This is a genomic window from Synechococcus sp. CS-1328 (assembly GCF_025128095.1).
Taxonomy (GTDB): Bacteria; Cyanobacteriota; Cyanobacteriia; order PCC-6307; family Cyanobiaceae; genus CBW1002.
On sequence record NZ_JAHLYT010000071.1, the window covers coordinates 265,562 to 290,498 of the forward strand.

Genomic DNA, 24,937 nt, shown 5'->3' on the forward strand with positions numbered 1-24,937 from the left:
CGAATGGAGGGTGGCAGATCACTCTGACGTGAGCTGCCGTTCCATTAGATCCGCCACGGCCCGGCGGGGGGTCGTCCGGCCCTCGAGCACCTGCACCACCTGATCACAGATGGGCAGATGCCACCCATGCTGTTGGGCCAGCCGCAGCACGGCCCTGGCGGTGGCGCGGCCCTCCACCGTGGCCCCGATCCGCTCGATGGCGGCGGCTTCGTCCAGCCCCTCCGCCAGCAGAACGCCGCAGCGATAGTTGCGGCTCAGCGGGCTGGTGGCCGTGGCCAGCAGATCCCCCAGGCCCGCCAGGCCATAGGTGGTGGCGGGATCGCCCCCCATGCCGTGCACCACCAGGCCGAGTTCCGCCAGCCCGCGGCAGAGCAGCGAGGCGCGGGCATTGGCGCCCAGGCCAAGGCCGTCGCAGATGCCGGCCGCCAGGGCCATCACGTTCTTGAGGGCACCGGCTGCTTCGACGCCGATCGGATCGGCATTGGTGTAGAGGCGCAGGTTGTCGCTGCTCAGCTCCCGTTGCAGATGGCGGGCCAGCGCCGCCTCCTGGGAGGCCAGAACGCTGGCGGCGGGCAGACCCTGCTGCAGCTCCGTGGCCAGGTTGGGACCGCTCAGCACCGCCAGAGGTGCGATCGCGAGGTGTTGGCGCCAGAGCTGGGTGGCGGTGCAGAGCCGATCCGGATCGAGACCCTTGCTGCAGCTCAACAGGGGCAGGTCTTCCGGCCAGGCGGCGCTCAACTGGCTCGCCAGGGGCTCGATGCCGGCCATCGCCACGGCCGCCACCACCAGATCCCGATCGCGCAGCAGCGCCTTGGCATCGCCGCCATCCCGGCGCGACCAGACCACGACGTGATGGCCGGCGCGGCGCCACAGATCGGTGAGGGTGGTGCCCCAGGCACCGCGGCCCAGAACGACAAGCCTCAGAGCCATGCGCAAACGGACGAGAAGCCGCGACTGCCGCGGTGGGGCCGTCATCATGCGCCATCCAGGGTTCCCTGCCATGCCGACACCGCTGCAGCACTACGCGGCCTTGGCCCCGTTGGAGAGCTGGCAGGGGGAAGCGCTGGTGGTTGGAGCCGGAGGCATCGGCATGGCCCTGCTGGAGGCCTTGCAGCAGCGTGCTCCCGGGCTGAGGCTGCGGGCCGCCGGCCGCCATCGGCCCGATCGCCTGCCGGAGGAGGTGGTCTGGCTGCCTCTGGACCTGAGTGACGACCTCAGCCTGGTCGCCTTCGCCGAGCAGATTCAAGCCACGGCGCCGACCCTGCGGCTGGTGATCAACACCGCTGGCCTGCTGCACGGCGCTGCTCTCCAACCGGAGAAGCGGCTCAGCCAGGTGAACCGCAAGGCCCTGGAGCACAGCTTCGCGGTGAATGCCTTCGGGCCCATCCTGTTGGCTCAGGCCGTGGAGCCCTGCCTGCCGCGCCGCGAGCTCTGCCATTTCGCCAGCCTGTCGGCCCGGGTGGGCAGCATCGGCGACAACCGGCTCGGCGGCTGGTACGCCTATCGAAGCGCCAAGGCCGCCCAGAACCAGCTGTTGCGCACCCTGGCCCTGGAGTGGCAACGACGGCTGCCGCTGACCTGCGTCAGCCTGCTGCACCCCGGCACCACGGCCACGGACCTCTCAGCCCCCTTCCGCGGCTCCGTGCCAGCCGAGCAGTTGTTCACACCTCGGCGAGCTGCCGATCACCTCCTGGATGCGATCAGCGGCCTTGGGCCCGAGCAGAGCGGCAACTTCTGGGCGTGGGATGGCACGGCGATCCCCTGGTGAGCAGGCGCCTCAGACGGCGTGCTCCCGCAGCACCTCCAGCGGAATCAGTTCAAGGGTGGAGCGTTCGCAGGCCGCCAGCCGCACGGGCGGCGCCATGCCGTCCTCGTAGGCCTCCAGCCAGCGGGCTGCGCAGACGCACCAGGCATCTCCCGGCTTGAGGCCGGGAAACTGGAACTCCGGAACGGGCGTGGTGAGGTCATTGCCCTGGGCACGGGCATAGGTGAGGAATGCCTCGCTGACCACGCAGCAGACGCTGTGGCGGCCCAGATCGGTGGGATCGGTGCGGCAGTAGCCGTCGCGATACCAACCGGTCAACGGGGAACAGCCGCACAGCTCCAGGGGTTCATCAAGCACGTTGCGCGCCTCGGAGGCGGAGACCAGGGGCGAGTCGGGGACGGAGCTGGACACGGCCTTAGGGGGTCGGTTGTGCCGCAGTCTGACGAAGGACTGGCACAAGCTTTCCCCAGGAGGTTGACGGCATCCGGGGGGTAGGCGTTAAAGGTCGTTGATTGCCACCCCCCTTCATGAGCTGGGATTTCACCGAAGACGCGGCCTTCATGGCCCTGTGCGACGCCTACAAGGAGAGCGGTGAACCCTCCGCCATGGAGTTCCTGGCCCACGGCGAAGGAGCGTTTCACTTTCAGGAACTGACCCAGAACGCTGCCGGTGAGGGGGTTGATCTGAGCGACTCGACCGAGCTCGAGGAGTTCCAGCAGGAGGTGATCGACACGCTCGAGGCCATGTGCGCCGACTGAGCTGGCCCGATTGGGTCCCTGACCGGGAGGGCCTGGGAACTGAGGGCCAGTGACCTGAGGGCCATGGACACGCGGGTCTTGGACACGAAGGCGGAGCCGCGGGAGCAGCGCTCAGGAATAGAAGAAGGCAATCTCCTTGTCCTTGAGGCCGTCCCAGCCTGCAGCCTTGAGACGGGCATCCAGACTGGCCTGATCAAAGTGTTTGGAGCCGGTCTTGACGATGCGGTTCCGCATCGACTTCTTGACGCCGCTGCGGGAACGCTGGCTTTCGAGCTCCATCACCTCGTTGTAGAGCGCCACCATCTCTGCAGGAATGGGGGTGCCGTCGAGATCAAGCCCGGAGGCAATGGCGGCATCAACGCCACCGGGACCGGCAATGTCCATGGGTCGCAAACTTAGAGGCGGCAAAAGCCTGCCATGACCCAGGAGCAGCAGGCTCAGCCAAGGGCAGCCTGCAGGCGGAGGTCAGGCGCTGAAATAGCGCGCCTTGCTGTGCAACGCCACCAGGGCGGTGGTGCTCTGCTCAGGCTCCAACTGGTCGCTCTCATCCATGGACAGGCCGATGCGCTCGGCGCCGAGCCAGGCCAGCTGGGGACGGGAATCGGCCACATTGGGACAGGCCGGATAGCCGAAGGAATAGCGGCTGCCGCGGTAGCGCTGCGCCAGCACATCCCGGAGGGCCCCGGGCTCCTCGGCGGCGAAGCCCAGCTCCATTCGGATGCGGGCATGGACCCACTCCGCTAGAGCCTCGGCCATCTGCACGGCAAGGCCATGGAAATAGAGGTAATCGGTGTATTGATCCGCTAGGAACAGCTGCTGCGCAAACGTGGTGGCCCTCTCCCCCATGGTCACCGCCTGCATCGGCATCATGTCGGCAGGACTGGGCTCTCCATCAGCACCGATCACCAGATCGCGGTAGAAATCGGCGATGCAGTAGCGGTTGCCAGCCCGCTGACGCGGCAGTTCAAAACGACCCAGTTCAATGCCAGCCTGACTGGGGCTGGCCGATTCAGCAAGACCCGTGGGATCAAAGATCACCACGGCATTGCCGCTGCGGCCGCAGGGGAAATAGCCATAAGCCACCCTCGGGGTCAGCAGGCTTTCGTTGATGCATCGCTGCTTCCATTGCAGCAGCACCGGCTCAGCCTTCTCGACCAGCATGGCCTCGTAGTCGGCGCGCGATTGCTGCTGGGTTTTGCGCAATTGCCACTGGCCAGCGAACAGGGCCTGGCGATCGAGGTAGGCAAACACCTCCTCAAGGTCGATGTCGGTTTCGCTGAGGACTCTGCTGCCCCAGAATGGTGGCGCAAGGGCCGGCTCTTCAGGCACCATCGCCGAGCGATGGTCGTTGGGACCTGCTGAACTGGTGCCATCAGGCTGATCAACACCAGAGCCCGGTTCGGAAGCGGAATCATCAGATGTCTGAGCCGAAGATGTCGCGCTTGAAGGTGTGTCAGCTGAAGGTGTTGCCTTCTTGCCAGCGGTGGCTTCAACCTCGGAATTGCCCAGTCCGAGTCCATCGGGGATGCCCGCAAGGAAACCCTTCTGATCATCCCAGGTGCCGGCGGACTTGGCGTCCATCAACGCATCCATGAAGCGCAGATCGGCAAAGGCATCGCGGCCATACACCACCAGGCCGCGATAGGCGGCGCGGCAGTCGCCATTGACAAAGCGTGGCGTCAGAGCAGCACCGCCGAGAATCACGGGCACACCAATACCAGCCTGATTGAAGGCCTCGAGATTGTCCTTCATGAAGGCCGTGGATTTGACCAGCAGTCCGCTCATGGCAATGCAATCGGCATTGTGTTTATGCTGGGCCTCAATGATGGCGTCACAACTCTGTTTGATGCCGAGATTGATCACCTCATAGCCATTGTTGGTGAGGATGATATCCACCAGATTCTTGCCGATGTCGTGGACGTCACCCTTCACGGTGGCAATCAGAAACTTGCCCTTGCTGCTGCTCTCCCCCTCCTGCTTCTCCATGTGGGGCTCGAGATAGGCCACCGCCGACTTCATGGTTTCAGCGCTCTGCAGCACAAATGGCAACTGCATCTGGCCGGAACCGAACAGTTCACCCACCACCTTCATGCCATCCAGCAGGAAGGTGTTGATGATCTGCAACGGCGGATAACTGGCCAGGGCTTCCTTAAGGCTGGGCTCCAGGCCGATCCGTTCCCCATCAATGATGTGCTGTTTCAGCCGCTCTTCGACTGGAAGATCGGCCAGCGATGGGCCCGAAGCCCGCGCCTCACGGGCGCTCACTCCTTCGAACAGGGTGGTCAACACCGTGAGCGGATCGTAGTTGCAGACGGCTCCAGCTTTTGCCGCCTCCGTCGCCGACAAGCCAGCCTCGATCGTGTCGACGAAGCGACGGCGATCGTGAATCAGATCGCGGCAGACCTGCTGGTGCTCCTCACTGATCTTCACCAGCGGCAGGATCTTGGCCGGGCTGACAATCGCGGCATCCATGCCGGCCTCGCAGCAGTCGTGCAGGAACACGGAGTTCAACACGATCCGTGCAGCCGCTGACAGCCCAAAACTCACATTGCTGACACCCAGCACCACATGCACGCCCGGCAACTGCGTACGGATCCGGCGGATCGATTCGATCGTGGCGGCAGCATTGGGCCGATCCTCCTCGATGCCGGTGGAGATCGGCAGGGCCAGGGGGTCGTAGAAGAGTTCATGGGCAGGGATGCCGAACTCCAGGGCATCGCGGTAAGCGCGTTGTGCAATGGCGAACTTGCGCTCCGCTGTGCGTGCCATGCCCTCTTCATCGATGGTGCCGACCACCACTCCAGCGCCGTAGGCCTTGGCCAGCTCCAGCACCTTGAAGAAACGCTCGTCGCCGTCTTCGTAGTTGGTCGAGTTGAGGATGCACTTGCCACCGGCCACCTTGAGGCCCGCCTCCATCTTCTGCCACTCGGTGGAATCGAGCATCAACGGCAGATTGACATTGGTCACCAACCGGCTCACCAGTTGGTGCATGTCGCGTTCACCATCGCGGCCCACGTAATCGACGTTGACGTCGAGCACGTGGGCGTTCTCCTTCAGCTGGTTGCGGGCCACACCCACCAGACCGTCCCAGTCTTCCTCCGCCAGCAGGTCGCGCACCTTCTTGCTGCCACTGGCATTGAGCCGCTCGCCGATGATCAGGAAGGACTTGTCCTGGTGATAGGGCGTGGTGCCGTAGATCGAGGCGGCAGACGGCTCGTAGCGCAGCAAGGGTCGCGGGCCGCTGTGGGTGGCATCCGCATCAGCTACCTGGGGTGCATCGGAACGACGCACCTCGCGGGGGGCTGGGCTGAGTTCGGCCGCCAACTCCACCAGGGCGCCGATGTGAGCGGGGGTGGTGCCGCAGCAGCCTCCGATCACCTGCACGCCGAGATCTTCGACGAAGTGCAGCAGCTGCAGTTTCATCTCCAGCGGTGTCAGCCGGTAATGGGCTACCCCGCCGATGTTCTCGGGCAGACCTGCATTGGGGATGCAGCTCACGACGAAAGGACTGTTGGCGCTCAGGTAGCGGATGTGCTCCTTCATCTGCTCCGGCCCCGTGGCGCAGTTGAGGCCGAGCACATCAATCGCGAAGGGCTCCAGGATCGCCACCACGGCGGCCATGTCCGAACCCACCAGCATCGTGCCGGTGGTCTCCATGGTCACGCTGACCATCAGCGGCCGCCGCTCGCCTGTGACGCTGAATGCCGCCTCAAGGCCCTGCAAGGCCGCCTTGATCTGGAGGACGTCCTGGCAGGTCTCGACGATGAACAGATCCACATCACCCGCCAGCAGTCCCTCGGCCTGCTCCTGGAAGGAGGCTCGCATCGTCTCGAAGTCGACGTGGCCCAGGGTGGGCAACTTGGTGGTGGGACCCATCGAACCCGCCACGAAGCGCGGCTTGTCGAGGGTGCTGTAGGCGTCCGCCATCTCACGGGCCAACGCGGCGGCCTGTTTGTTCAGGGCGAAGGCCTGATCGGCAATGTCGTACTCAGCCAACACCAGCGACGTGGCACCGAAGGTGTCGGTTTCGATCACATCGGCGCCAACCTCGAGGAACTGGCGGTGCACCGCTTGCACGGCATCGGGTCTGGTCATCACCAGAATCTCGTTGCAACCCTCCAGGGCAGCGCCACCGAAATCCTCGGCAGTCAGAGTCATCTGCTGCAGCGAGGTGCCGGTGGCACCGTCGAACACCAGCACCGGACGCTCAGGACCGTGCAGGTGTTCCAGGAAGCCGATGCGCTTGGGCTGAGGCCCTGCATCAGCGGAGCCTGCTGTGGAACGGGAGGGGGCGGTGCTGACCATCGTGAATCTCCTCCTGTCCCTCAGGACTCAAGGCGAATGCGGGTCACCCAGTGGTCATAGGCGGGATCGCGGCCTTCCGTGATCAGGGTGAGGCGTTCGCGCAGCCGTTCCATGATCGGTCGTTGACTGGGGAGGTCGGTGGTTTCCACCCGCCGAACCGGTGTGACCCGCGCTGCGGTTCCGCTGAGAAACACCTCATCAGCCACGAAAAGCTCGGTCTTGTCGACTGGCCGCTCCAGGGTGGGGATTCCCATGTCGCGGGCCAGTTCCAGCACGCTGGCCCGGGTGATGCCCTCGAGGATGTCCTGATCCACGCCGGGGGTGATCAGCACGCCGTCGCGCACGATGAATAAATTCATACCGCTGGCTTCGCTCATCTTGCCGCGGCTGTTCAGCAGCAGAGCTTCATCAAAACCGCTGCGCACCGCCTCTGTTTTCGCCAGGGAACTGGTGATGTAGGCGCCGGAGATCTTGCCGCGAAGCGGCGTGGAGCGATCTTCCTGACGGGTCCAGGAGCTGATGCGGCAGCTCACCCCTTCGGGGGACAGATAGTCGCCCAGCTCAATGCCGTAGATCAGAAAGTCGGTCTGGATGTCGTGCAGGCGCGGGGCGATGCCCAGATCGCTGGTGTAGACGAACGGCCGCAGATAGACAGGACAGGTGGGCTTGTTGGCCTGCAGAAACGTATGGATGGCTGCGTGGATCGTCTCCTCGCTCAGCTCCGTCAGCAGCAGCCGGGCGCTCTGACTGAGGCGGCGGGCATGGCGATCGGCACGAAACAGCAGAATCTCACTGGCATCACTGGGATTGGGGATCGCCCGCATCCCCCCGAAGGCGCCGGTGCCGTAGTGGAGTGCATGGGTGGCCACCGACAGGGTCGCCTCTGCAAACGGCACGCATTTACCGCCGAACCAGGCATAGGGCAGGAACTGATGCATCGGACCGGCGTTTCTGGAGCGATCTTCTCACTGCCAGGCCCCCAGCCGTGCCCGCAAGCACCCAGGATGAGGCCATGCATCGATTGGCCACGGTTCCAGGTTCAGCCGAGGAAGCGGCTCAGGGAGCGTTCGTGGAGCAGCCACCGGCGCCGGTGCTGCTGCTCACCAGTGCCGACACCGACATCGTGGCGCTGGAAGCCCTGCTGCTGGCTGAGCCGGATCTGCTCGGCAGTGACCTTCGCGCCCTCAACCTGGCGGCGCTGGTCCATCCGGCCGTGATCGATCACTACGTCGCCAGCACGGTGGCAGCGGCCCGGGTGGTGGTGGTGCGCCTGCTGGGTGGGAAGGGCCACTGGAGTTATGGCCTGGAGCGCCTGCAGGAGTGGTGGCAGCAGGATCCAGACAGGCGAGCGCTGGTGGTGTTGGCCGGCACCGCCGACGAGGATCGAGCCCTGGCGGACCTGGGCAGCGTGCCACCGGCTCTGGCCATTGGCCTGGCCGGCTGCCTGCGGGAGGGGGGGGCGGAGAACCTGCGCCGGATGCTGTGCAGCCTGCGATGCCTCCTGGAGGGGCAGGAGGTGGTCCCGCCGCAGCCCAGTCCGCTGGCCGATCCCCTGCCCCACGACTGGCAGAACGATCCGGGGCCGCGGGTGGGGCTGCTGCTCTACAGGGCCCTGTACCAGGCCGGCGATCTGGCCCTGGTGGAGGACTGTCTCAAGGCCTTGCGGGGGCAGGGCCTCTGTCCCCGGGCCCTGTGGGTCAGCGGACTGCGGGATGCGGTCGTGCAGCGGGGCGTGGCCGACCTCCTGGGCCGCGAACAGGTGCAGGCGGTGCTCTGTGCCACTGCCTTTGCCTCAGTGAGCGTCTCGGAGGCTGGCCTGGGGGCGCCGCTGTGGGAGGCCCTGAATGTGCCCGTGCTGCAGCTGCTCACCAGCGGCCAGCCGCGCGCCACCTGGCAGGCCAGCAGCATTGGCCTCGGGCCAGTGGATCTGTCGCTGCAGGTGGCACTGCCGGAATTGGATGGCCGGCTCACCACCCGCATCGGCGCCTTCAAGGAAACCGAGCAAGCCAGTGAACGGTTGTCCGTGGCCTTGCCGCGTTACCGGCCCGACCCGGAACGGTTGGCCTGGATCGCCCAGCTCACGGCCCACTGGATCCGCCTGCGGACCACTGCCGCCGCGGCGCGGCGCGTGGCACTGGTGCTGGCCAACTACCCCACCCGCAACAGTCGCCTGGCCAACGGTGTCGGGCTGGACACACCAGCCAGCGCCGCCCTGATGCTGCAGTGGCTGGCGCAGGCCGGCTACGACCTGGCTGATCCCGATCTGGACCTTGCCCATGGGGCAACCCGGCACGATCCGGCACTGCCTGCCGATGGCGATGCCCTGATCCAGCGCCTGCTGGCGGGCCGCAGCAACGACCCCGAGAGCGGTCACCGGCCGGCCCTGGAGCACCTACCCCTGGAGCACTACCTCCAGTGGTACGCAACCCTGCCGCCGGCAGGACGGGAACGGCTGGAGGTCGTCTGGGGTCCGCCGGAGCGGGATGCTGGCCTGGAGGCGGCCGGCTTTCCGATCCGTGGATTGCGCTTCGGGCGGGTGGTGCTGCTGATCCAGCCGGAACGCGGCTATGACCGCGATCCCAGCCTCAGCTATCACAGCCCCGATCTGCCGCCCACCCATGCCTACCTGGCCCAGTACCTGTGGCTGCGGCAGAGCTTCGAAGCCCACGTAGTGGTGCATGTGGGCAAGCACGGCAATCTCGAGTGGCTGCCCGGCAAGGGCCTGGGCCTCTCGGCCGACTGCTACCCGGAATGGGCCCTGGGGCCGATGCCGCACCTCTATCCCTTCATCGTCAATGACCCGGGGGAGGGGTCGCAGGCCAAGCGCCGGGCCCAGGCGGTGATCCTCGATCACCTCACCCCACCGCTGGGCCGGGCCGGGCTCCATGGCGAACTACAGGCGCTCGAGGCACTGCTCGACGAATACTGGGAGGCCTGCCAGCTGGGCAGCGAACGAGCCATCTCCCTGCGCAAGCGCCTGGCGGAACGTCTGGAAGGGCTTGAACTGCCCCTTGAGCCCAGCAATCGCCAGGAAGGATCGGCTGTGATCCGGACCCTTGAGGAGCGCCTTGAGGCGGCCGATGGCTACCTCTGCGAGCTGAAGGAGGCTCAGATCCGCCTGGGGCTGCACACCTACGGCACCTTGCCGGCCTCAGGCAAGCTGACCGAGCTGCTGCTCTGCCTGGCCCGGGCCCCGCAGGACCGCCAACCGGGTTTCACCCAGGCGCTGGCCCGGGACCTCGACCTCGAGCTCGACCCCTGGAGCGATCCGGAGGAGGCGCGCCTGAGTGAGAACGACCGGCAACGCCTGCAGACGCTGCAGGCTCAGCAGAGCTCTATGCCCCTGCGCCACGTGGGCGATGGCGTGGCGCTGTTGGAGCAGGCCGCTCTGGCTCTGCTCCAACCGCTGCTGGTGGAGCATGAAGTCGGTCATCCCGGGGCCAGAGCTGGGGCCCAGCCGCTGGTGCGGGGCGCCAACACGTCAGCCGCCCTGGAGAGGGTCCAAGCCGTTCTGCTGCCCCGACTGCTGGCCTGCGCCGATGGTGAACAGCAGGCCTTCCTGCGGGGCCTGGCCGGCGAGCGCATCGCCGCCGGGCCATCCGGTGCCCCCACCCGTGGCCGCCCCGATTTGTTGCCCACGGGCCGCAACTTCTATTCCGTCGATCTGCGGGGCCTGCCCACCGAAGCGGCCTGGGATCTGGGACGACGCAGTGCCGCCTTGCTGCTGGAGTTGCACCTGCAGGAGGAGGGTGACGACCTGCGGAGCCTGGCCCTGTCGGTGTGGGGCACGGCGACGATGCGCAACGGTGGCGAAGACATCGCCCAGGCCCTGGCCCTGCTGGGGGTGCAACCGGTCTGGGACGGGCCGACCCGGCGGATGGTGGATCTCGAGCTGATTCCCCTGGGCGTGCTGCAGCGGCCACGGGTGGATGTGACCCTGCGGATCTCGGGGCTGTTCCGCGATGCCTTTCCCCAGTTGGTGGGCTGGTTCAACCGGGCCACGGCCATGGTGGCGGCACTGGATGAACCTGAAGAGTCCAATGCCCTGGCGGCGGCGGCCCGCCGTGAGGGCCACAGCGGCCGTGTCTATGGATCGGCGCCAGGGGCCTACGGCGCCGGTCTGCAGGGCCTGATTGACAGCGGCCAATGGGAGGAACGCCGCGATCTGGGCGAGGCCTTCCTCAACTGGAGCCAGTGGCGGTATGACGGGGACGCCGGTCTGGGCAGCTCAGCCGGCTCGACGGCTCTGGCCCCAGGCGCGATCGAAGCCTGCAAGGACCGAACCGGCCTGGAGGAGCGGCTGCGCCACGTTGAGGTGGTGTTGCACAACCAGGACAACCGCGAGCACGACCTGCTCGACTCGGATGATTACTACCAGTTCCAGGGAGGCCTCAGCGCCGCCGCCGAAGCGATCAGGGGTTCAGCTCCAGCCCTTTGGTTCGGCGACCACTCCCGCAGCCAGCGGCCGCGCCTGCATCGACTGGAGCGTGAATTCGACAAGGTGCTGCGCAGCCGTGTGCTCAACCCCCGTTGGATCGATGCCATGCAAGAACACGGCTACAAGGGGGGATTCGAGATGGCAGCCAGTCTGGATTACCTGTTCGCCTACGACGCCAGCACCGGACGCGTGCCCGACTGGAGCTACGGAGCTCTCTGTGATCGCTGGCTGGGGGATGCCAGCGTGCGGCAGTTTCTGCAGGGCGCTAACCCCTGGGCCCTGCGTGACATGGCCGAACGGCTGCTGGAGGCCCACCACCGTGGCCTGTGGCAAAGCGCGAGCCAGAACCAGCTGGAACAGTTACGCCAGCTGGTTCTGGACAGTGAGGCCCTGATCGAAGCCCGTTAGGGGCTGGTCAGGGCCCCAGTCGCCTCTCAGGCATTGAGATCCTTGACCATGGCCTTGAAAGGATCGATCGATCCGGGCTTGCCCTGCTGACGGGTGATCGCCGGTTGGGCGTTGGCGTCGGTCTCGGTCTGCTTTTTGGCTGCGGCGGCCCCACCCGGGACGTTGACGCCGGTCACGGCCGAGCCCTTGAGCCGCTGTTCCAGCTCAGCGGCCGACATCTGCTTGGCAAAGGTCTTCTTGACCGGCTTGGGCACACCACCGGTGAGGTTCACATCGGTGCTGGCCGAAGCCGTGCCGGGGATGCCTTCAGAGGCCCGTTCCAGGCGCGCCTCCATCGAGGCCACCTCCTGCACGATCTCCTTATTGCCGGGGTTATCAGCGGTACCCGGGAAGGTGTGGCGGATCGTGTTGGAGCGCCGCATGAAGTTCACATCCCCCATGCTGGTGGAGGCGTCGGGCTCGAGGAAGAAAGCTTCCGCTTCTTTCTTCGGTTTGGTGGCCGGCTTCGAGGCCGCCGGAGCGTTACGGGAACCGAGCAGACGATCGAAGAGGCCCATCGGCGTTGAAGAAAGGCGTCAGTAAACCCTAGCGGCCTCGCAGCTCCAACCCATGGGTATCGGTACCACAACTCTGTAAAAGGCCACGTTCAGCCAGAGCGGCGGCGATCGCCTCGCACACCAGCGGTGTCGGGGCCCAACGACCCTGCATGGCGTAGTCGTACCAGGCCTCGGCCCCGTCGAATCCCTGGGCGGCGGAGGCGGTGAGCAGGCGCTGGTGGCTCAGCCGGTAACGGGCCGGATGGGCCAGCAAGGCCAGACCTCCAGCGGCGCGGATGGCTGCCACCACGGCCTCGGAGCGGAGCGCCGGTCCGACCACCGCCTCGCCGCGCAGGTAGATCGCAAGAGCCGGGTGGTCAGGGGTGAAGCCCAGGGCCAGCACATGGACCAGACAACCCTCCAGCAGGCAGCTGATCTCAACGCCGCTCCAGAGGGTTGGAACAGGCAGCCCGTCTGAAGCCAGTTCGTTCAGGGCAGCCAGCACCTGCGGGTAGGCCGCCATGGCGTGATGATCCGTCACCGCGAAATGCTGCAGACCGATCGCAGCGGCCTGGCGGGCCAGCTCGCGGGGATGCAGGCTGCCGTCGCTGCAGGTGGTGTGGCAATGAAAATTGAGCCGACCCGGGCAGCTGTCTGCGGAGACCGTTCGGAGCACCCTGGCCAGAGGGTGGGTGGCCGCCTCGGGACGCAGCTGGGGGAAAGAGGTCACCATCAGCAGCGAGGCCGCGGCTTCGACGCGGTAGGAAGAACGCAGACTTGATAACCAGCCTGGCAGGGCATGCCGTCAGCCGACCAGCGGGTCCCCCGCCTCGACCGCCAGCCGCTCGGCCCGCAGGCGGCGCCAGCGGGCATAGAACTGAATCGAGGCGGCCATGAACACCACCAGGGCCACGATGAACCAGGTGGCGGCGCCGGTGGGGAACTGGTTCTTGAACACCACCAGCATCACCACCACCACCAGCAACAGGGTGGGCAGCTCATTGAGGGCCCGCAGCTGCTTCGGGCTCCAGCCGCAGTTGCCCTGCTGCAACTGACCCATGAGCCGATAACACAGAGCGTGGTACGCGAGCAGCGCCGCCACGAAGGCGAGCTTGGCGTGCATCCAACCCTGATGCAGCCAGGCGGGATTCACGCTCAGCAGGCCGACTGCACAGACCACCGCCACGACCATGCCGGGGGTGGTGATGATGTTGGCCAGACGGCGCTCCATCAAGGCGTATTGCTGCTGGAAGGCAGAGCGCAGGCTGGGTTCGAGCTCCTCAGCCTCGCGGTGGTAGATGAACAGACGCACCAGGTAGAAGAGCCCGGCAAACCACACCACCACCCCCACGATGTGGAGGGTCTTGAACCACAGATAGGCCTCGGGCGGCCAGGCAAAGGCCAGGGGCATGCAGTCTTGGGGCGCGTGGGCGCAGGCTAGGACCCGGCATCCGTGATGATGGACAGGGTCGCAAGTGCTGCGTGACGCCTCCCCGACACCGCCCCTCCGCCGGTTCTGGGCGAGGCAGGAAAGCAGCGCCAAGGCAGGACGGCGCCCACGAGAGATCGGGAGGGTCTCCCGAACAGCTGCGGGTGCACAGCTACCTCACCCTGGATGTGACCCCCGAGGCGATGGGGAGCTTTTTCGAGGCCACAGCGGAGCTCTATGAACGGTCTCCCTGGCGGCTGTTCCCGAGCAATGGGCACCTGTTTCAGGTGACGTGCTCCGCCCTTGGGTTTAGGAAATGGGCAGGAGCGGTGCTGGGCCAGGGGGGCGAGAGCTATGGGGTGCTGCTGTTCGATTCGCCAGCTGCCTTTGACCGTTATGTGGAGCTTGGGGAAATGGCCTCACGCAATGCCGTGATGTTTCCGTTAGCGGTACCCCGCCACCGGGCGATCAGCTTCGATCCAAAGCGGGCGCTGCCGCCCTCGCTACGGCGAGAGATCGAGCAGCACCAGTGGCGGGTGGCGCGGGGTGATGCCTACCCCTCGCCGATGCTGATTGAGCCGGACATGAGCCTGGCGCCCCCTGCCGAGTCGGACCTGCGCCGCCTCGAGGCCGTGGCACGAGTCCTGGTGCAACTGATCGATGCAGTGCCGGACCTGCCACAGCGCTGGGATGGAGGCGAAGGCCTTCGCAAGCGCTTCCGGGTGCCTGTACAGGGGCAGGAGGTCTCGATCACGATCTCTCTGGTGATGGAACCGGAAGAGGAACTGCCCGGAGTCGAGGAGGATTTTCCTGCCGAGCAGCGGATTCCCAACGCGCTGCGCCAGAAGGTGGAGTCGCTGATGGCGGCGATCGATCCGTTCTGCCGCGATCGACTGGATGGGGAGTATCGCCAGCTTTGCTACGCAGCGGTGGCGGCCCTGGCCCGCAAGCGCCCCTCACCCCTGCTTGGCGGCCGCGAGGCCTCCTGGTGCGCCGGTGTGGTGCATGCGATGGGCATGGTGAATTTTCTGTTTGATCGCACCCAGACCCCGCACTGCAAAGCAACCGAGATCTACGCCTACTTCGGGGTTTCGGACCAGACAGGCCAGAGCCATTCCAAGAAGGTTCGCGACCTCCTGAAGATTGGCCAGCTCGATCCTCAGTGGACCAGGCCCAGCCGGATGGACAGCAATCCCGTCGCCTGGCTCGTGCAGGTCGATGGCTTCCTCCTCGATGCCCGCAGGCTTCCGCTGGAGTTTCAGATTGAGGCCTGCGCCCTTGGCCTGATTCCCTACGTGCCGGCCCTGCGGGCGCAGGGGGGAAACGCAGAGGACTGAAACGAGTCCGGCCCCAGGTGGCTGGCGGCCCCAGGTGCCATCGTTGGCAACTACGCCGCATCAGTGGTGAGATGCGTTGCATCAGTTGGGTTTTGGCGTCGTCAGCTTGTAGCCACTATCGATGGTGGAGGCAGCCAGCGGCTGACTCTCTTCCCCGGAAATCATCACCTCAATGTAGGCCGCGCCGTCGTGGTCCTCAGGGACCCTGCGTTGACGCTTGATCGCTGTGATCGGTGGCCCGGAGATGGGTGTGCCGAGCACCGTCATAATCCCATGCACTTCTGAGATCACGATGTAGGCGGGCATGCATTGGCGCAGGGTCTCTCGGATCACCCGTGCCAGTTCATCGATGCAGTTGTCAGGGTTGAGCACGGCGCTCACGCAACAGGCGGCAGCCGAGAGGGGTTGAAAGCGGTCGTAGACGTTGTCGCCCAAGTTGTGGTGGGTGATCAGACCCAGTTTCTGGATGCGCTCGCCTGGCATGCCCACGTGGTGATAGACGGGCAGACGATGGGCTTTGCTCCCCATGACCCCGTTGATGGCTGATAGTTCACCCACTCCATAGGTGGTGGAGAGCATGGCCGCCCCGCGGATGCGGGCATAACCATCCGCGGCATAGGCGGCGTTGAGCTCATTGGCACAGGCCAGCCAGCTCAGGTCTGGCACGGCTTCAGCCTCAACATCAATGGAAAAGGCATAATCGCCCGGTATGCCGAAAAATGATTAATGCCCAGTTACGCCAGACGAGTCAGTACATGCCGAGCAACGGTGAGCTGAGACATTATCGGATCTACATCAGACCATACATAGCCTTGCTCTTAATCCAGCTTGCCAACAACTCATCGTTAGGGTTCGTCAGGCAAAAAGGAAGGGTTGCTGACAGGCACAAAAGTTATCGAACGCGACATCTTGATTCCAAGGAATAACAATGACTTGCTCGGGGGGATGGGCTTGGCTAGCGTGGAAAATGAGCTTCGTGACCAAGAGAAGAAGGTCTCCTTGGTACAGCATAAGCAGCCAACCCTCAAGATGCCGATTCAAACACTTCCGTTGCAGTCGTAACGACATTCTGTGGCGCATGACTACCCTCATCCAAGGCAGGGGCAAGCTGGCGTTCAGGTTTCGCCCGGTACCGGAACGGGAGGCAATGGCTGCAGGGGCGGTCCTTGCTCGAAGCGCTCCAGGAGAACCTGCACGGGAATCTTGGTTCCGAAGCGGCAGGCGTGGGTCTCACTCGCCCGTAGGCTGCCATGCTCCCAGAACTTGTTGCTGCCGTTCCCACCTCCGCAGAAGCCGAAGGTCTCACAGCTCTGGTGGCAGTTTGCCACGCCTTCCGCCATGTCGCCCCATAGGCGCTGGAAGCGATCGGTCTTGGTGGATTCCACCAGGGACATCTCACGCAGATTGCCAAGATTGAAGCTGCCGTAGGTGTCGCTGGCCACCGAAAGCAGCTCGGGATCAAAGGTGGAGAAGTTCCCCTGGGCATCGACGCTGAGGATCGAGAAGGGCCGGTTGAGTTCGTTCTGTTGCATCCGGCGCTGATCCTGGATCAGCCCGATCACCTGATCAAACTCCCGCAGGATGACGGGAAAACCGTCTTGCTCACTCAGATGCCAGAACGTCCGCAGAAAGTGCCGGTATTGCTCCTCCCGTTCTTCCCCCTGCATCGAGGAGGTGGTGTGGATCCCTTCCTGTTCCTCCACGTTGAAACCAACAGCACTGATGCCGTTGTCCCGGAAGAAGCGGTAGATCCGCTCCGGCTGTTCCATGGCGGCAGCCGTGATCACGGCAATGCAGTGGAAGGGCAGGTCATGGCGATGCAGGGACTCAATCCCCTTCATCGCCAGGGCATGGGACCCCTGGCCGTTTCGGAATCGGCGGTTGGCGTCGTGAATGTCCTCGGGGCCATCCACGCTGATGCCCACCACGATTCTGTTGCGCCGGAAGCACTCACACCAGGCGTCGTTGATCAGGGTGGCGTTGGTCTGCACATGCTGCGTGAAGTCGATCTCCTCTGCCTGCCACTCCATCAACGACCGTTGAATGATTGCCGTGGCTTGGTCGTACCAGCTGCAGGGCAGGGTGAGCGGCTCACCGGCGTGCCACACCAGGGCAAACTCCGGGCCGCAATAGGGGCTCTCCAGGATGCGCTGCATCAGCAGCGGAAGCAGTCTGAGGTCGAAGTCCCGTTTCTTCTGTCGATCCGGCAGATAGCAGTAGGAGCAGTCGAGGTTGCACAGCGAGGTTGACTGCACCACCACCAGGCCGATGGGGCCGAAGCGGCTGAGATCGGGCCCGGGAGAAGAGGCTCCGATCACCAGTTGACGAACGTACGACCAGACCCATTCCGCCAGGAATCACCACCACCGTTGCGCCAGGCGGAACTGGCGCCGTTGCCCCAGCCGCCGCGGTACGACCCATTCCCCCAGGTGGGGCGGCTGTTGCTCCACTTGGCCCCACCCTTGCCATTGCTCCACTTGCCGCTGCCATGGGTGTTCTTGAAAGCGTGACCACCGCCGTTACCCCACTTGCTGTTGGCAATCTGCTCGCCCTCGAAGGCAGTGGGTCGCAGCAGGTTGCTCCAGTCGCCATTTCTGACGGTCTCAATGCGGCTGTCGAGGCTGTTGGCAGGATCCGGCTCGCCGTAGACGAGCGAGGCCTCGGCGCTCTGGCAGAGAGCGGCACTGCAGGCCAGCAGAACCTGGAAGGCAATCAGGGAGCGTTTCATCAGGACAGAAGGGTGGGGACGGTGATGGCACTCAGGGGGAAGGAATCAGAACGGGAGCATCACTCGGCACCCTGCTTGTCCGGCGGCTTCACGGTGGTGGAGATCTCTGCCGTGGAGGTCAGGATCAACTGGTAGAAGTCGCTGATCTGTTCTTCAGAGAGTTTGATGGCGCTGCCTGGACCCACCCAGCGATTCACCATCTCGCGGGATCCGCTGTCGCCGTCCACATAGGCCTGCATCATCTGGGCGATGGCCAGGTTGGCGGCGGTCAACAACCTGGGATTGTTCTGCGCCACGATGCAGCCGATGCCGGATCGGCCATAGGGGTAGGTGGGTACCAACACCTTGTTGCCAGACCCGCGGTTGGCGGCAAGCCACAGACTTGAGCCGGCCAGGATCTCGACGCTGTTGTCGTTCAGAGCGGCCAAGGCCTCGGCCGGAGTCTTGAATCCTCTCAGCCTGGCCGCAGGCACCACGCTGGCGATCACCTGGGCCGCCGCAGAGTTCTCCACCACCCCCACGGTTCTGCCGCCCAGGGAGTCAGGCGTGCCATCCACACCGGCGGGCGCCAGCAGGCGGGTGCCACCGATGGCGAAGGGAAGGGTGAAGAGCACCTGCCGGGTCCGCGGCCATGTGAAGGCCACGCCGCAGGCGATGTCGGCCTTGCCGGTGGTGATGGCGTCGAGTCCCTGATCGATGCTGGCTGCTGGCATGAAGCGAAGGCTCGTGGCCGCCGCTTCATCTCTTACAGCGTTCAGCACATCAACCGCGAGACCCTCATAGCTGTCGCCCCGCTTGTCGATGAACGGCAGAACGGCATCGAACACCACGGCCCTGAGTTCGCTCGTCGCGGGCCGGGACTGGCTTGCAGGCGGCATCAGGCCGGTCAGCAGGACGAGAGAACCCAGGGCAGGGACGAGCCGGGAACGCATCGGAATCCGCTGAACGACGCTCCATGGCTAACCGGAGCCGTTGGTGCCAGCCGGCAGGGCATACATATTGAAAGGAAGGCTGGCCAGGGCCGGTGCTGCCTGACTCGGCCAGGCTGCAGAGCGTGGACCCTCGAAGGCCGACCCCGACCCGATCCATGCCGTCAGCGTGGCAGAGGCACCTGTGGCAAGGGCGACGAGGCCTGCCGGAAGCAGAGGGCCTCGAACAGTTGGCTCTGGCTGAGACTCTCCACCCTGGGCGCAGCCTCCGGCCTGTCGTAGTGCAGCACGAAGATCTGGTCGAACTCCATCGGACCGATGGGGGGCATGGAAGGCCAGCCAAGCCCCCTGGCCAGGTCGGGCATTCTGCGGTGCTCCCAGAACAGCACCACGTTGCCGTCGCGGTAGGCGGGTTGGCGAAGGATCTCCTGTCCATCGAGAAAGGAGTCGTCCTGTGAGACCTGGGCGGACGAGATGTTGATCCCGGTGGCCACCGCCAGGGGAACGGCGCTCTGGTAACTGCGGGCGTTCTTGCTGGTGACGGGGTTAAGAAAGAAGGTGCGGATGTGGGTTGGGCCACCGAAGCAGGCGGGAATCAGGCGTGCCAGGTTGATCGCCCGCAGGAAACCGTTGGGGGAGAGGTTGTAGTTGTCAGCACCGGAGGCCACCTTGTCACCGTGGCGCAGCAGGATCACCTGACGGGGTGTGGCCCAGGCAGGTGCCAGGTTGGCGGTGCCGAGCACCAGCGCCAGGAGAGTTCGGTAGGCGAGATGGCAGGACAAGCCGTGGGCAGCCATCGCAGGCTGTCCAGAATCCATGCTGACGTTGAAGATGGCACATGGGCGAGCCCAGAACCTTTGCATCTGGCCTTCGGGGTGAACCCCATGTTGGCGGCCCCATGGGTGCGCCGTCAGGGCCGGTAGTTTGAGCCGATCCCCTGGACCCGTGGATGTCGAGCGGCTCTGAACGACCTGAGCTGCCGGCGCCTCAGGCCCCGGCAGGGAACCTGCCGGCCCAGCTGATCCGCCGCTATCTCCGCCTGTTCGCCTTCTACGACCGCGATGGCGACGGACGCCACACCCTGCGGGGCGATTTCGATCCGGTGGCTGCTCAGCTTGCTAAGCGCTGGCAGGGTCGATGCACCCCCTCCCCGAATCTGCTGCAGCTTCTGCTCGACACCTACCGGCACGAAAATTCGCGTCGAGACAGCGACCAAGACGGACAGGTGAGTCAGGAGGAGTTCGTGGCCTCCCACGCCCGGGTGCTCGCTGCCTTCCAGGCTGACCCGGACGGTGCACGGCGGTTCATCGTCCGGTCCGCCGGTGGCTTTTTCGACGTGCTCGACCTTGATGGCGATGGCATGCTCTGCCTCGACGATCTGGCGGCTTTCGCCGCCGCCTACGGCCATCCCAGCGACGGCATCGCCGCCAACCTCGATGCGATGCTCGCTGCCCTGGGACTGCCGGCAGGCCTTCTGCCACGTGAGGCCTTCCTGACGCTGGTGGAGCAGTACTGGTTCGATCCCTCCCCGGAGGCGCCTGGCAGCCACCTCTTTGATGGAGTGGGTCTGTCCGAGCCGAGCCCGAACCAGCACCTGCACCAGCACCAGCACGGTGACGATCCCGACTGACTACCGCTCAGCCAAGCCATCCGGCACCCAAACTTCAAGCAGTGCCCCCAATCGGCGCCTGACAGGCGTGGGCTGGATGGGCCTGATGTCTGAACGGATTGGAAGGGCTGGACTCTGACCCCGATCAGTTGAGTTGAGACATCGACGTGCTGATCACAGCTCAATGTCTCGCCAAGGATTGATCCAGATCGTTCTGAATGGCAGCATTCTGAGCCACTGAGTGCTTTGATCATGCGAGAGGCAGCTCAGCAGCAGTTGTCAGCCATGACCCTGCCTTTCGACAAGTCGGCTATTTCATGAGGGTCTATAGCTCTTGGTGGCCGATCCCACTTGATGACTAGACTCTTATGATATCATTCTTCTTTTAATATTCTTTCTCATTTAAGAGTCCTACTCTTATCCATCCGTGTGCTTCGGCCTATCCGTTTCTCCCTTTCAGCTGGGTTTGAAACATAGTCCCACCTGTTGATGCGCCCGCTGAAAATGCAGCACCTCTCTCCGTAGGATGACTCTTTCGTTGTCAGAGGCAGTGCCCCCGTCCCTCGATCTCGATCGACCCTGGCTGTCGGAGCGGCTGGTGGCCTGGCCGATCCTGTCGAGCGCCGATCTGCCAACGGAATCGGCGCTCAGTCTGCGGGTGTTCGCGTTGCCCCTCCTGCTGGTCCGGGGAGCCGACGGCAGGGTATCCGCCCACCTCGATGTCTGCCCCCACCGGCTCGTGTCCTTCTCCTGCGCCGGCACGCCACCGCGGGTGCAGGGTTCGGTCGTCCGGTGCCCCTATCACTACCAGGAGTTCGATCAGGCAGGCCAGTGCGTGCGCACGCTTCATGGCGAAACCGGCCGCGCCGAGCACCTGGTGACGCTGCCGCTGCGGGAGTGGGGTGGGTTCCTCTGGCTGCCGGCGGGCAGGCGCCTGTTCGCCTCGGCCGATCCCGCCGCCTGGCTCGCTCCTGAAGTGGAGGCGGCCCTGCAGGACGCGCAGCTGCCGGCGGAATTCGCCGGTGAGTTGCTCGATTCCAGCCGCACCGACGCCCTGCCGCTGTTCCACTACCGCTATCCGAAGGGTCCCTGGGGCCTGGTGGTCACCAGCGGCATCGATCACACCCATGGCTTCCACGTTCACGCCATCGCCCGTACGGTGCATCAGCTGCGGCGCTGGTTGGGCCAGGAGACCCTCAGCGGCATGCACATGGTCTGCGACGACGCGGAACGCTCGGTGCTGGTCACCTACGACCAATACCGCGACAGTCTGCAGGCTTACTGGAAGGTGGGCGCTGCCCCCAATCTCTGGCTCAACAAGCTGGATGATGGTCTGCATCTGGCGGTGCTGTTCGTACCCGACGATCGCGGCAGCACCACCCTGCGCGGCACCCTGTATGCCGGTGGTCGCTGGCGCTCCCTGCTGGAGAACGGGCCGGCGCTCAAGGCACTGCGGGATCTCTCCAATCACAACAACGACGAGGACCGTCCCTTCATCGAAAGCCAGGCGGAGCTGCTGGGTGGCGGCCGCATTCCGGTCGGTAATGCCAGCGTCAATGACGCGCCGGTGTATCGCTTCTTCCGCTACCTGGAGGCGATCACCGGTAGCCCGATCGCCTTCGGCCACAAACCCCACCCCCGCGATCTGCTGGTTCAGAGCGACTGAATCAGCTCCCTCAGTCGCTGGCGCATCAGGGCGATCGGCTGGTCGGCTTCGATCAGATGCTCTCCTGCTGGCCAGGGTTCGAGCACGGCGGCCATGGCGGTGAGGATCGCCCGGTCCTGATCGATCAGGCCCCGCTCGAACCGCACCATGGCGGCAGCCGGCACCTGCTCTTCGGTGTCGTTGCGGAAGTAGAAGCGGCTGATTCGCGTGTCCTGAGGATTGGTGGGCACGGCGTGCAGCACGATCCGCTGCCTCAGGCCATTCGGCCATTCCAGCTCCAGGCTGAGGCCGAGCGGCGCAATCCAGCTCACCTGCCGCTCCACCGTCAAGGTGTCCGTGTCCTGGTCGAGGGTGTCTTTGAGCACGGCGTTGTTGTGCACCTGCAGGGGGATGCGGAAGCGGAAGCCGTCAACGGTGTCCTCGATCGGCCCTTCGATCGGATCGGGCTGGGCCGTGGTGGCCTGCAGCAGCCCGCGGTGCACGAAGTAGTGGTGGAAATTGTCGAGCCCGTTCTCAATCACCCGGAAGGGCGAGCAGGGCCAGAGTTCCCAGAAACCATCGATCAGGCGGTGTGAGGGGTCGTGCTCCTCGGGAAAGCTGGGCAGTGGCAGCCGCGGCTGGTCCGACAGGCACACCCACACCCGGCCATAGCGCGCCTGGGCCGGATAGGTGCGCAGCCGGCAGGCCTCGGGGATCGGCCGCTGCGGCTGCTGAGGAATGGCGAGGCAGCGACCGTCGCCTGAGAATTCCCAGCCGTGGTAGGGGCAGTGGAGGCTTCCGTCCGCCCCGATGCTGCCACTAGAGAGCCGCGCTGAGCGGTGCGGACAGCGATCGGGGGCGGCGTGGGGCGCGCCATCGCCGCCGCGCCAGATCACCAGCGGCTCCCCGAGCAGTTCCACGGCCACCGGATCGTTCCCAAGCTGATCAAGCGGCAGCACCGGATACCAGAAGGGACGCAACCGGGCGGGATCGAGGGGCATGGCGGGGTGGCGCACAAGTGTGGCAGTGATCAATTTTGGATCCCGGCGGAGGTGGCATCTCGCGGTCTCGGGTGGGTCGGGCTCGGTGGTCTGGTTGGCCCAGGAGCATGGGCTCGATAGCTGGAGACCTGAAGCGATGAATCCTGAGGGCCTCAGCTGGGATCCCGATGCATGGGTGTCTTTCGGACCCGACCGCCACCTTGATCGCCGAGAGGCCAGCCCTAACCGTGCAGCGCCGCCGTCGCCCGGATCTCAGCCAGTTCCTCGGCAGGGATCTTCTCTAATTGGCGCAGCACAAGCGACATGCGGCCATTGCGGCTCAGTTCGTTGTGGTGGCGGGCGAGGAAATCCCAGTAGTGGGCATTGAGCGGGCAGGCCTGCGGGCCGATGCGCTGGCGGGGGTCGTAGCGACAGCCCTGGCAGTAGTTGCTCATGCGGCGGATGTAGTTGCCGCTGGCGGCATAGGGCTTGCTGGCCAGGCGTCCGCCATCAGCGAACAGCGCCATGCCCAGCACATTGGTCTGCATCACCCAGTCGTGGCCGTCGATGAACATCCGGTGGAACCAGGCGGTGAGGGCCTGCGGATCGAGGCCGGCGATCAGGCCGTAGTTGGCCAGCACCATCAGCCGCTGAATGTGGTGCGAGTAGCCGGTGGCCTTTAGCTCCGCCAGCACCGTGTCGAGGCAGGCCATGCCGCTGCCGCCCAGCTCCTCGAAGAACGCCGGCAAGGGTCGCTGATGATCGAAGTGATTGCTGGCGGCATAGGCCTCACCAAACCAGTGGTAGAGGCCATGGGTGTACTCACGCCAGCCGAGGATCTGGCGGATCACCCCCTCCAAACCCGCTAGGGGCGTGCCCCGCTCCAGGCCCGCCGCCTCCAGCCGGCGGATCACTTCCAGCGGATGGAGCAGCCCCAGGTTGAGATAGGGCGAAATCAAGGCATGCCAGAGGGTGGGCTGCCCCTGCACCATGGCGTCCTGATACGGCCCGAAGCCATCGAGACGGGTAGCGATGAAGTGCTCCAGCACCGCCAAGGCCTGCTGCCGGCTCACCGCCCAGCCAAACGGACGCGGACTGCCCGGCAGCGGCGGCAGACCATCAGCCCTGCGCTGCTCCTGCAGCTGCTCCACCCGCTCAATCACCGCCTCGGTGATCGCATCCGGCGCAAAGACCAGCGGAGACGGACCCGCCAGTCCACGGGGCGGCGCCTTGCGGTTCTCAGCATCGAAGTTCCACTGGCCGCCTAGGGGACGGGCCGTCTTGCCCTCCCCCTCCAGCAGCACTTCAAAACGGCGGCGCCCCTCGCGGTAAAAAAATTCCAGTCGCAACTGCTTCTGGCGCTCGGCCCACGCCGAGAATGCCTCCCGGCTCCAGAGGAAGGCGTTGCTCGGCAGCCAGACCAGGCGCACCGGGAGCCTCAGGGCATCGATCGCGCGGCGGAACTCCCGGTCCGCGGGCTCCATCAGGCGCAGCTCCTCGATCCGGTGCTCGGCGATCCAGCCCCGCACCGCCTCGCAGGAGCTGGCCGCCTCACGGTGATCCACCTCCCAGCCCGCCTGCCGCAGGGCGACGGCGAAGTGCCGCTGGGCGCTCCACTGCAGCACCAGCTTCTGGCAGTGAGACGCCCGGCGGCGGAGGACCGCGGCGCTCTCGACCAACAGCACCCGCGCCTGCCCGGGGCCCGTGCTGGCCAGGGCGGCCTGATCGGCGCTGAGCTGATCAACCAGCACCCATACCCCCAGTCCGGTGGTGGGGTCAGCCAATCGGCTCACCGCTGAGGCGACAGGCGCGGCGGGTCAGCGCCGCCACATAGCCCCGCTCCACCGGTCCGGTCGCCGGGCTGAGGCGACCGTCGCGACAATCCACCACCAACCGCTCGTGGTGCCCCTGCTGATCACTCATCCGCAGGCGCAGCTGGAAGTGGTGCTTGGCACTGCGGGTGATCTGCTCAGCGCAGACGGGTCCGATACAGAGGCCCGGCGCCGCCAGGGCCTGCGGTATCAGGGCCTGGGGTGCCAGGGCCAGCGGCACGGGCAGGGGCAGCAGAGG

The 24,937-nt window shown here is 65.4% G+C and carries 22 protein-coding genes; 6 read left to right on the plus strand and 16 right to left on the minus strand.

The window, feature by feature from the left end; genetic code table 11:
- Nucleotides 1-18: 18 nt before the first annotated feature.
- The gene (locus KQ310_RS14565) at nucleotides 19-930 is read right to left on the minus strand and encodes an NAD(P)H-dependent glycerol-3-phosphate dehydrogenase (protein ID WP_259722438.1); all 912 of its coding nucleotides are present in this window, start codon (nucleotides 928-930) and stop codon (nucleotides 19-21) included.
- A 70-nt stretch (nucleotides 931-1,000) separates the two neighbouring features.
- Here KQ310_RS14565 and KQ310_RS14570 point away from each other — a divergent pair, with 70 nt between their 5' ends.
- Nucleotides 1,001-1,768, plus strand: coding sequence for an SDR family NAD(P)-dependent oxidoreductase (locus KQ310_RS14570; protein ID WP_259722439.1), 768 nt, complete (start codon nucleotides 1,001-1,003; stop codon nucleotides 1,766-1,768).
- A 9-nt stretch (nucleotides 1,769-1,777) separates the two neighbouring features.
- Here the strand turns inward: KQ310_RS14570 and KQ310_RS14575 are convergent, their stop codons facing one another.
- On the minus strand, nucleotides 1,778-2,176 hold the full coding sequence (locus KQ310_RS14575) for a DUF2237 family protein (protein WP_259722440.1): 399 nt from the start codon (nucleotides 2,174-2,176) through the stop codon (nucleotides 1,778-1,780).
- A gap of 116 nt (nucleotides 2,177-2,292) precedes the next feature.
- On the opposite strand from KQ310_RS14575, the gene KQ310_RS14580 reads away from it, so the two are divergent.
- Nucleotides 2,293-2,523, plus strand: coding sequence for a hypothetical protein (locus KQ310_RS14580; RefSeq protein ID WP_197159286.1), 231 nt, complete (start codon nucleotides 2,293-2,295; stop codon nucleotides 2,521-2,523).
- A gap of 111 nt (nucleotides 2,524-2,634) precedes the next feature.
- On the opposite strand, the gene KQ310_RS14585 is transcribed toward KQ310_RS14580, so the two are convergent.
- From KQ310_RS14585 to KQ310_RS14595, 3 genes are all read right to left on the minus strand, one after another.
- Nucleotides 2,635-2,907 (minus strand): DUF4090 family protein, encoded by a 273-nt coding sequence (locus KQ310_RS14585; protein ID WP_259722441.1) that lies wholly within the window; start codon nucleotides 2,905-2,907, stop codon nucleotides 2,635-2,637.
- 81 nt (nucleotides 2,908-2,988) lie between these two features.
- The gene (gene metH, locus KQ310_RS14590) at nucleotides 2,989-6,828 is read right to left on the minus strand and encodes a methionine synthase (protein WP_259722442.1); all 3,840 of its coding nucleotides are present in this window, start codon (nucleotides 6,826-6,828) and stop codon (nucleotides 2,989-2,991) included.
- A 20-nt stretch (nucleotides 6,829-6,848) separates the two neighbouring features.
- Nucleotides 6,849-7,766, minus strand: coding sequence for a branched-chain amino acid transaminase (locus KQ310_RS14595; RefSeq protein ID WP_259722443.1), 918 nt, complete (start codon nucleotides 7,764-7,766; stop codon nucleotides 6,849-6,851).
- Nucleotides 7,767-7,840: 74 nt separating this feature from the next.
- Here KQ310_RS14595 and cobN point away from each other — a divergent pair, with 74 nt between their 5' ends.
- Nucleotides 7,841-11,674 carry a cobaltochelatase subunit CobN gene (gene cobN / locus KQ310_RS14600; RefSeq protein ID WP_259722593.1) on the plus strand — a complete coding sequence of 1,278 codons (3,834 nt, stop codon included), beginning with the start codon at nucleotides 7,841-7,843 and terminating at the stop codon, nucleotides 11,672-11,674.
- A gap of 26 nt (nucleotides 11,675-11,700) precedes the next feature.
- Here cobN and KQ310_RS14605 read toward each other — a convergent pair whose 3' ends face one another.
- The 3 genes from KQ310_RS14605 to hemJ all read right to left on the minus strand — a co-directional run bounded on the left by KQ310_RS14605 (nucleotide 11,701) and on the right by hemJ (nucleotide 13,621).
- A complete protein-coding gene (locus KQ310_RS14605) occupies nucleotides 11,701-12,231 on the minus strand; it encodes a hypothetical protein (RefSeq protein ID WP_259722444.1) in 531 nt (176 codons plus the stop codon).
- 28 nt (nucleotides 12,232-12,259) lie between these two features.
- Entirely contained in the window at nucleotides 12,260-12,943 is a 684-nt protein-coding gene (locus KQ310_RS14610) for a PHP domain-containing protein (protein ID WP_259722445.1), read from the minus strand.
- Nucleotides 12,944-13,015: 72 nt separating this feature from the next.
- Nucleotides 13,016-13,621 carry a protoporphyrinogen oxidase HemJ gene (gene hemJ, locus KQ310_RS14615; RefSeq protein ID WP_259722446.1) on the minus strand — a complete coding sequence of 202 codons (606 nt, stop codon included), beginning with the start codon at nucleotides 13,619-13,621 and terminating at the stop codon, nucleotides 13,016-13,018.
- Nucleotides 13,622-13,803: 182 nt separating this feature from the next.
- On the opposite strand from hemJ, the gene KQ310_RS14620 reads away from it, so the two are divergent.
- Nucleotides 13,804-14,976, plus strand: coding sequence for a DUF6398 domain-containing protein (locus tag KQ310_RS14620; protein ID WP_259722447.1), 1,173 nt, complete (start codon nucleotides 13,804-13,806; stop codon nucleotides 14,974-14,976).
- An 81-nt stretch (nucleotides 14,977-15,057) separates the two neighbouring features.
- Here KQ310_RS14620 and KQ310_RS14625 read toward each other — a convergent pair whose 3' ends face one another.
- From KQ310_RS14625 to KQ310_RS14645, 5 genes are all read right to left on the minus strand, one after another.
- Nucleotides 15,058-15,642, minus strand: a complete 585-nt coding sequence (locus tag KQ310_RS14625) for a thiamine pyrophosphate-binding protein (protein ID WP_259722448.1) — start codon at nucleotides 15,640-15,642, stop codon at nucleotides 15,058-15,060.
- A 449-nt stretch (nucleotides 15,643-16,091) separates the two neighbouring features.
- The gene (gene grrM, locus KQ310_RS14630) at nucleotides 16,092-17,297 is read right to left on the minus strand and encodes a cyclophane-forming radical SAM/SPASM peptide maturase GrrM/OscB (RefSeq protein WP_259722594.1); all 1,206 of its coding nucleotides are present in this window, start codon (nucleotides 17,295-17,297) and stop codon (nucleotides 16,092-16,094) included.
- On the minus strand, nucleotides 17,291-17,704 hold the full coding sequence (gene grrA, locus KQ310_RS14635; RefSeq protein ID WP_259722449.1) for a GrrA/OscA1 family cyclophane-containing rSAM-modified RiPP: 414 nt from the start codon (nucleotides 17,702-17,704) through the stop codon (nucleotides 17,291-17,293). The genes grrM and grrA overlap by 7 nt, the downstream gene beginning before the upstream one ends.
- Before the next feature lie 59 nt (nucleotides 17,705-17,763).
- Entirely contained in the window at nucleotides 17,764-18,582 is an 819-nt protein-coding gene (gene grrP / locus KQ310_RS14640; protein ID WP_259722450.1) for an extracellular substrate binding-like orphan protein GrrP, read from the minus strand.
- Between the two features lie 215 nt (nucleotides 18,583-18,797).
- Nucleotides 18,798-19,430 (minus strand): hypothetical protein, encoded by a 633-nt coding sequence (locus KQ310_RS14645; RefSeq protein WP_259722451.1) that lies wholly within the window; start codon nucleotides 19,428-19,430, stop codon nucleotides 18,798-18,800.
- A 152-nt stretch (nucleotides 19,431-19,582) separates the two neighbouring features.
- On the opposite strand from KQ310_RS14645, the gene KQ310_RS14650 reads away from it, so the two are divergent.
- Together KQ310_RS14650 and KQ310_RS14655 are read left to right on the plus strand one after the other, a co-directional pair.
- The gene (locus tag KQ310_RS14650; protein ID WP_259722452.1) at nucleotides 19,583-20,263 is read left to right on the plus strand and encodes an EF-hand domain-containing protein; all 681 of its coding nucleotides are present in this window, start codon (nucleotides 19,583-19,585) and stop codon (nucleotides 20,261-20,263) included.
- A gap of 529 nt (nucleotides 20,264-20,792) precedes the next feature.
- Entirely contained in the window at nucleotides 20,793-21,908 is a 1,116-nt protein-coding gene (locus KQ310_RS14655; RefSeq protein ID WP_259722453.1) for a Rieske 2Fe-2S domain-containing protein, read from the plus strand.
- Here KQ310_RS14655 and KQ310_RS14660 read toward each other — a convergent pair.
- The 3 genes from KQ310_RS14660 to KQ310_RS14670 all read right to left on the minus strand — a co-directional run bounded on the left by KQ310_RS14660 (nucleotide 21,896) and on the right by KQ310_RS14670 (nucleotide 24,934).
- Nucleotides 21,896-22,888 carry an aromatic ring-hydroxylating dioxygenase subunit alpha gene (locus KQ310_RS14660; RefSeq protein ID WP_259722454.1) on the minus strand — a complete coding sequence of 331 codons (993 nt, stop codon included), beginning with the start codon at nucleotides 22,886-22,888 and terminating at the stop codon, nucleotides 21,896-21,898. The two genes, KQ310_RS14655 and KQ310_RS14660, sit on opposite strands and share 13 nt — an antisense overlap.
- A 221-nt stretch (nucleotides 22,889-23,109) precedes the next feature.
- Nucleotides 23,110-24,660 (minus strand): cryptochrome/photolyase family protein, encoded by a 1,551-nt coding sequence (locus tag KQ310_RS14665; protein ID WP_259722455.1) that lies wholly within the window; start codon nucleotides 24,658-24,660, stop codon nucleotides 23,110-23,112.
- Nucleotides 24,644-24,934, minus strand: coding sequence for a hypothetical protein (locus KQ310_RS14670; RefSeq protein WP_259722595.1), 291 nt, complete (start codon nucleotides 24,932-24,934; stop codon nucleotides 24,644-24,646). Before KQ310_RS14670 ends, KQ310_RS14665 begins: the two co-directional genes overlap by 17 nt.
- Between the last annotated feature and the right edge of the window lie 3 nt (nucleotides 24,935-24,937).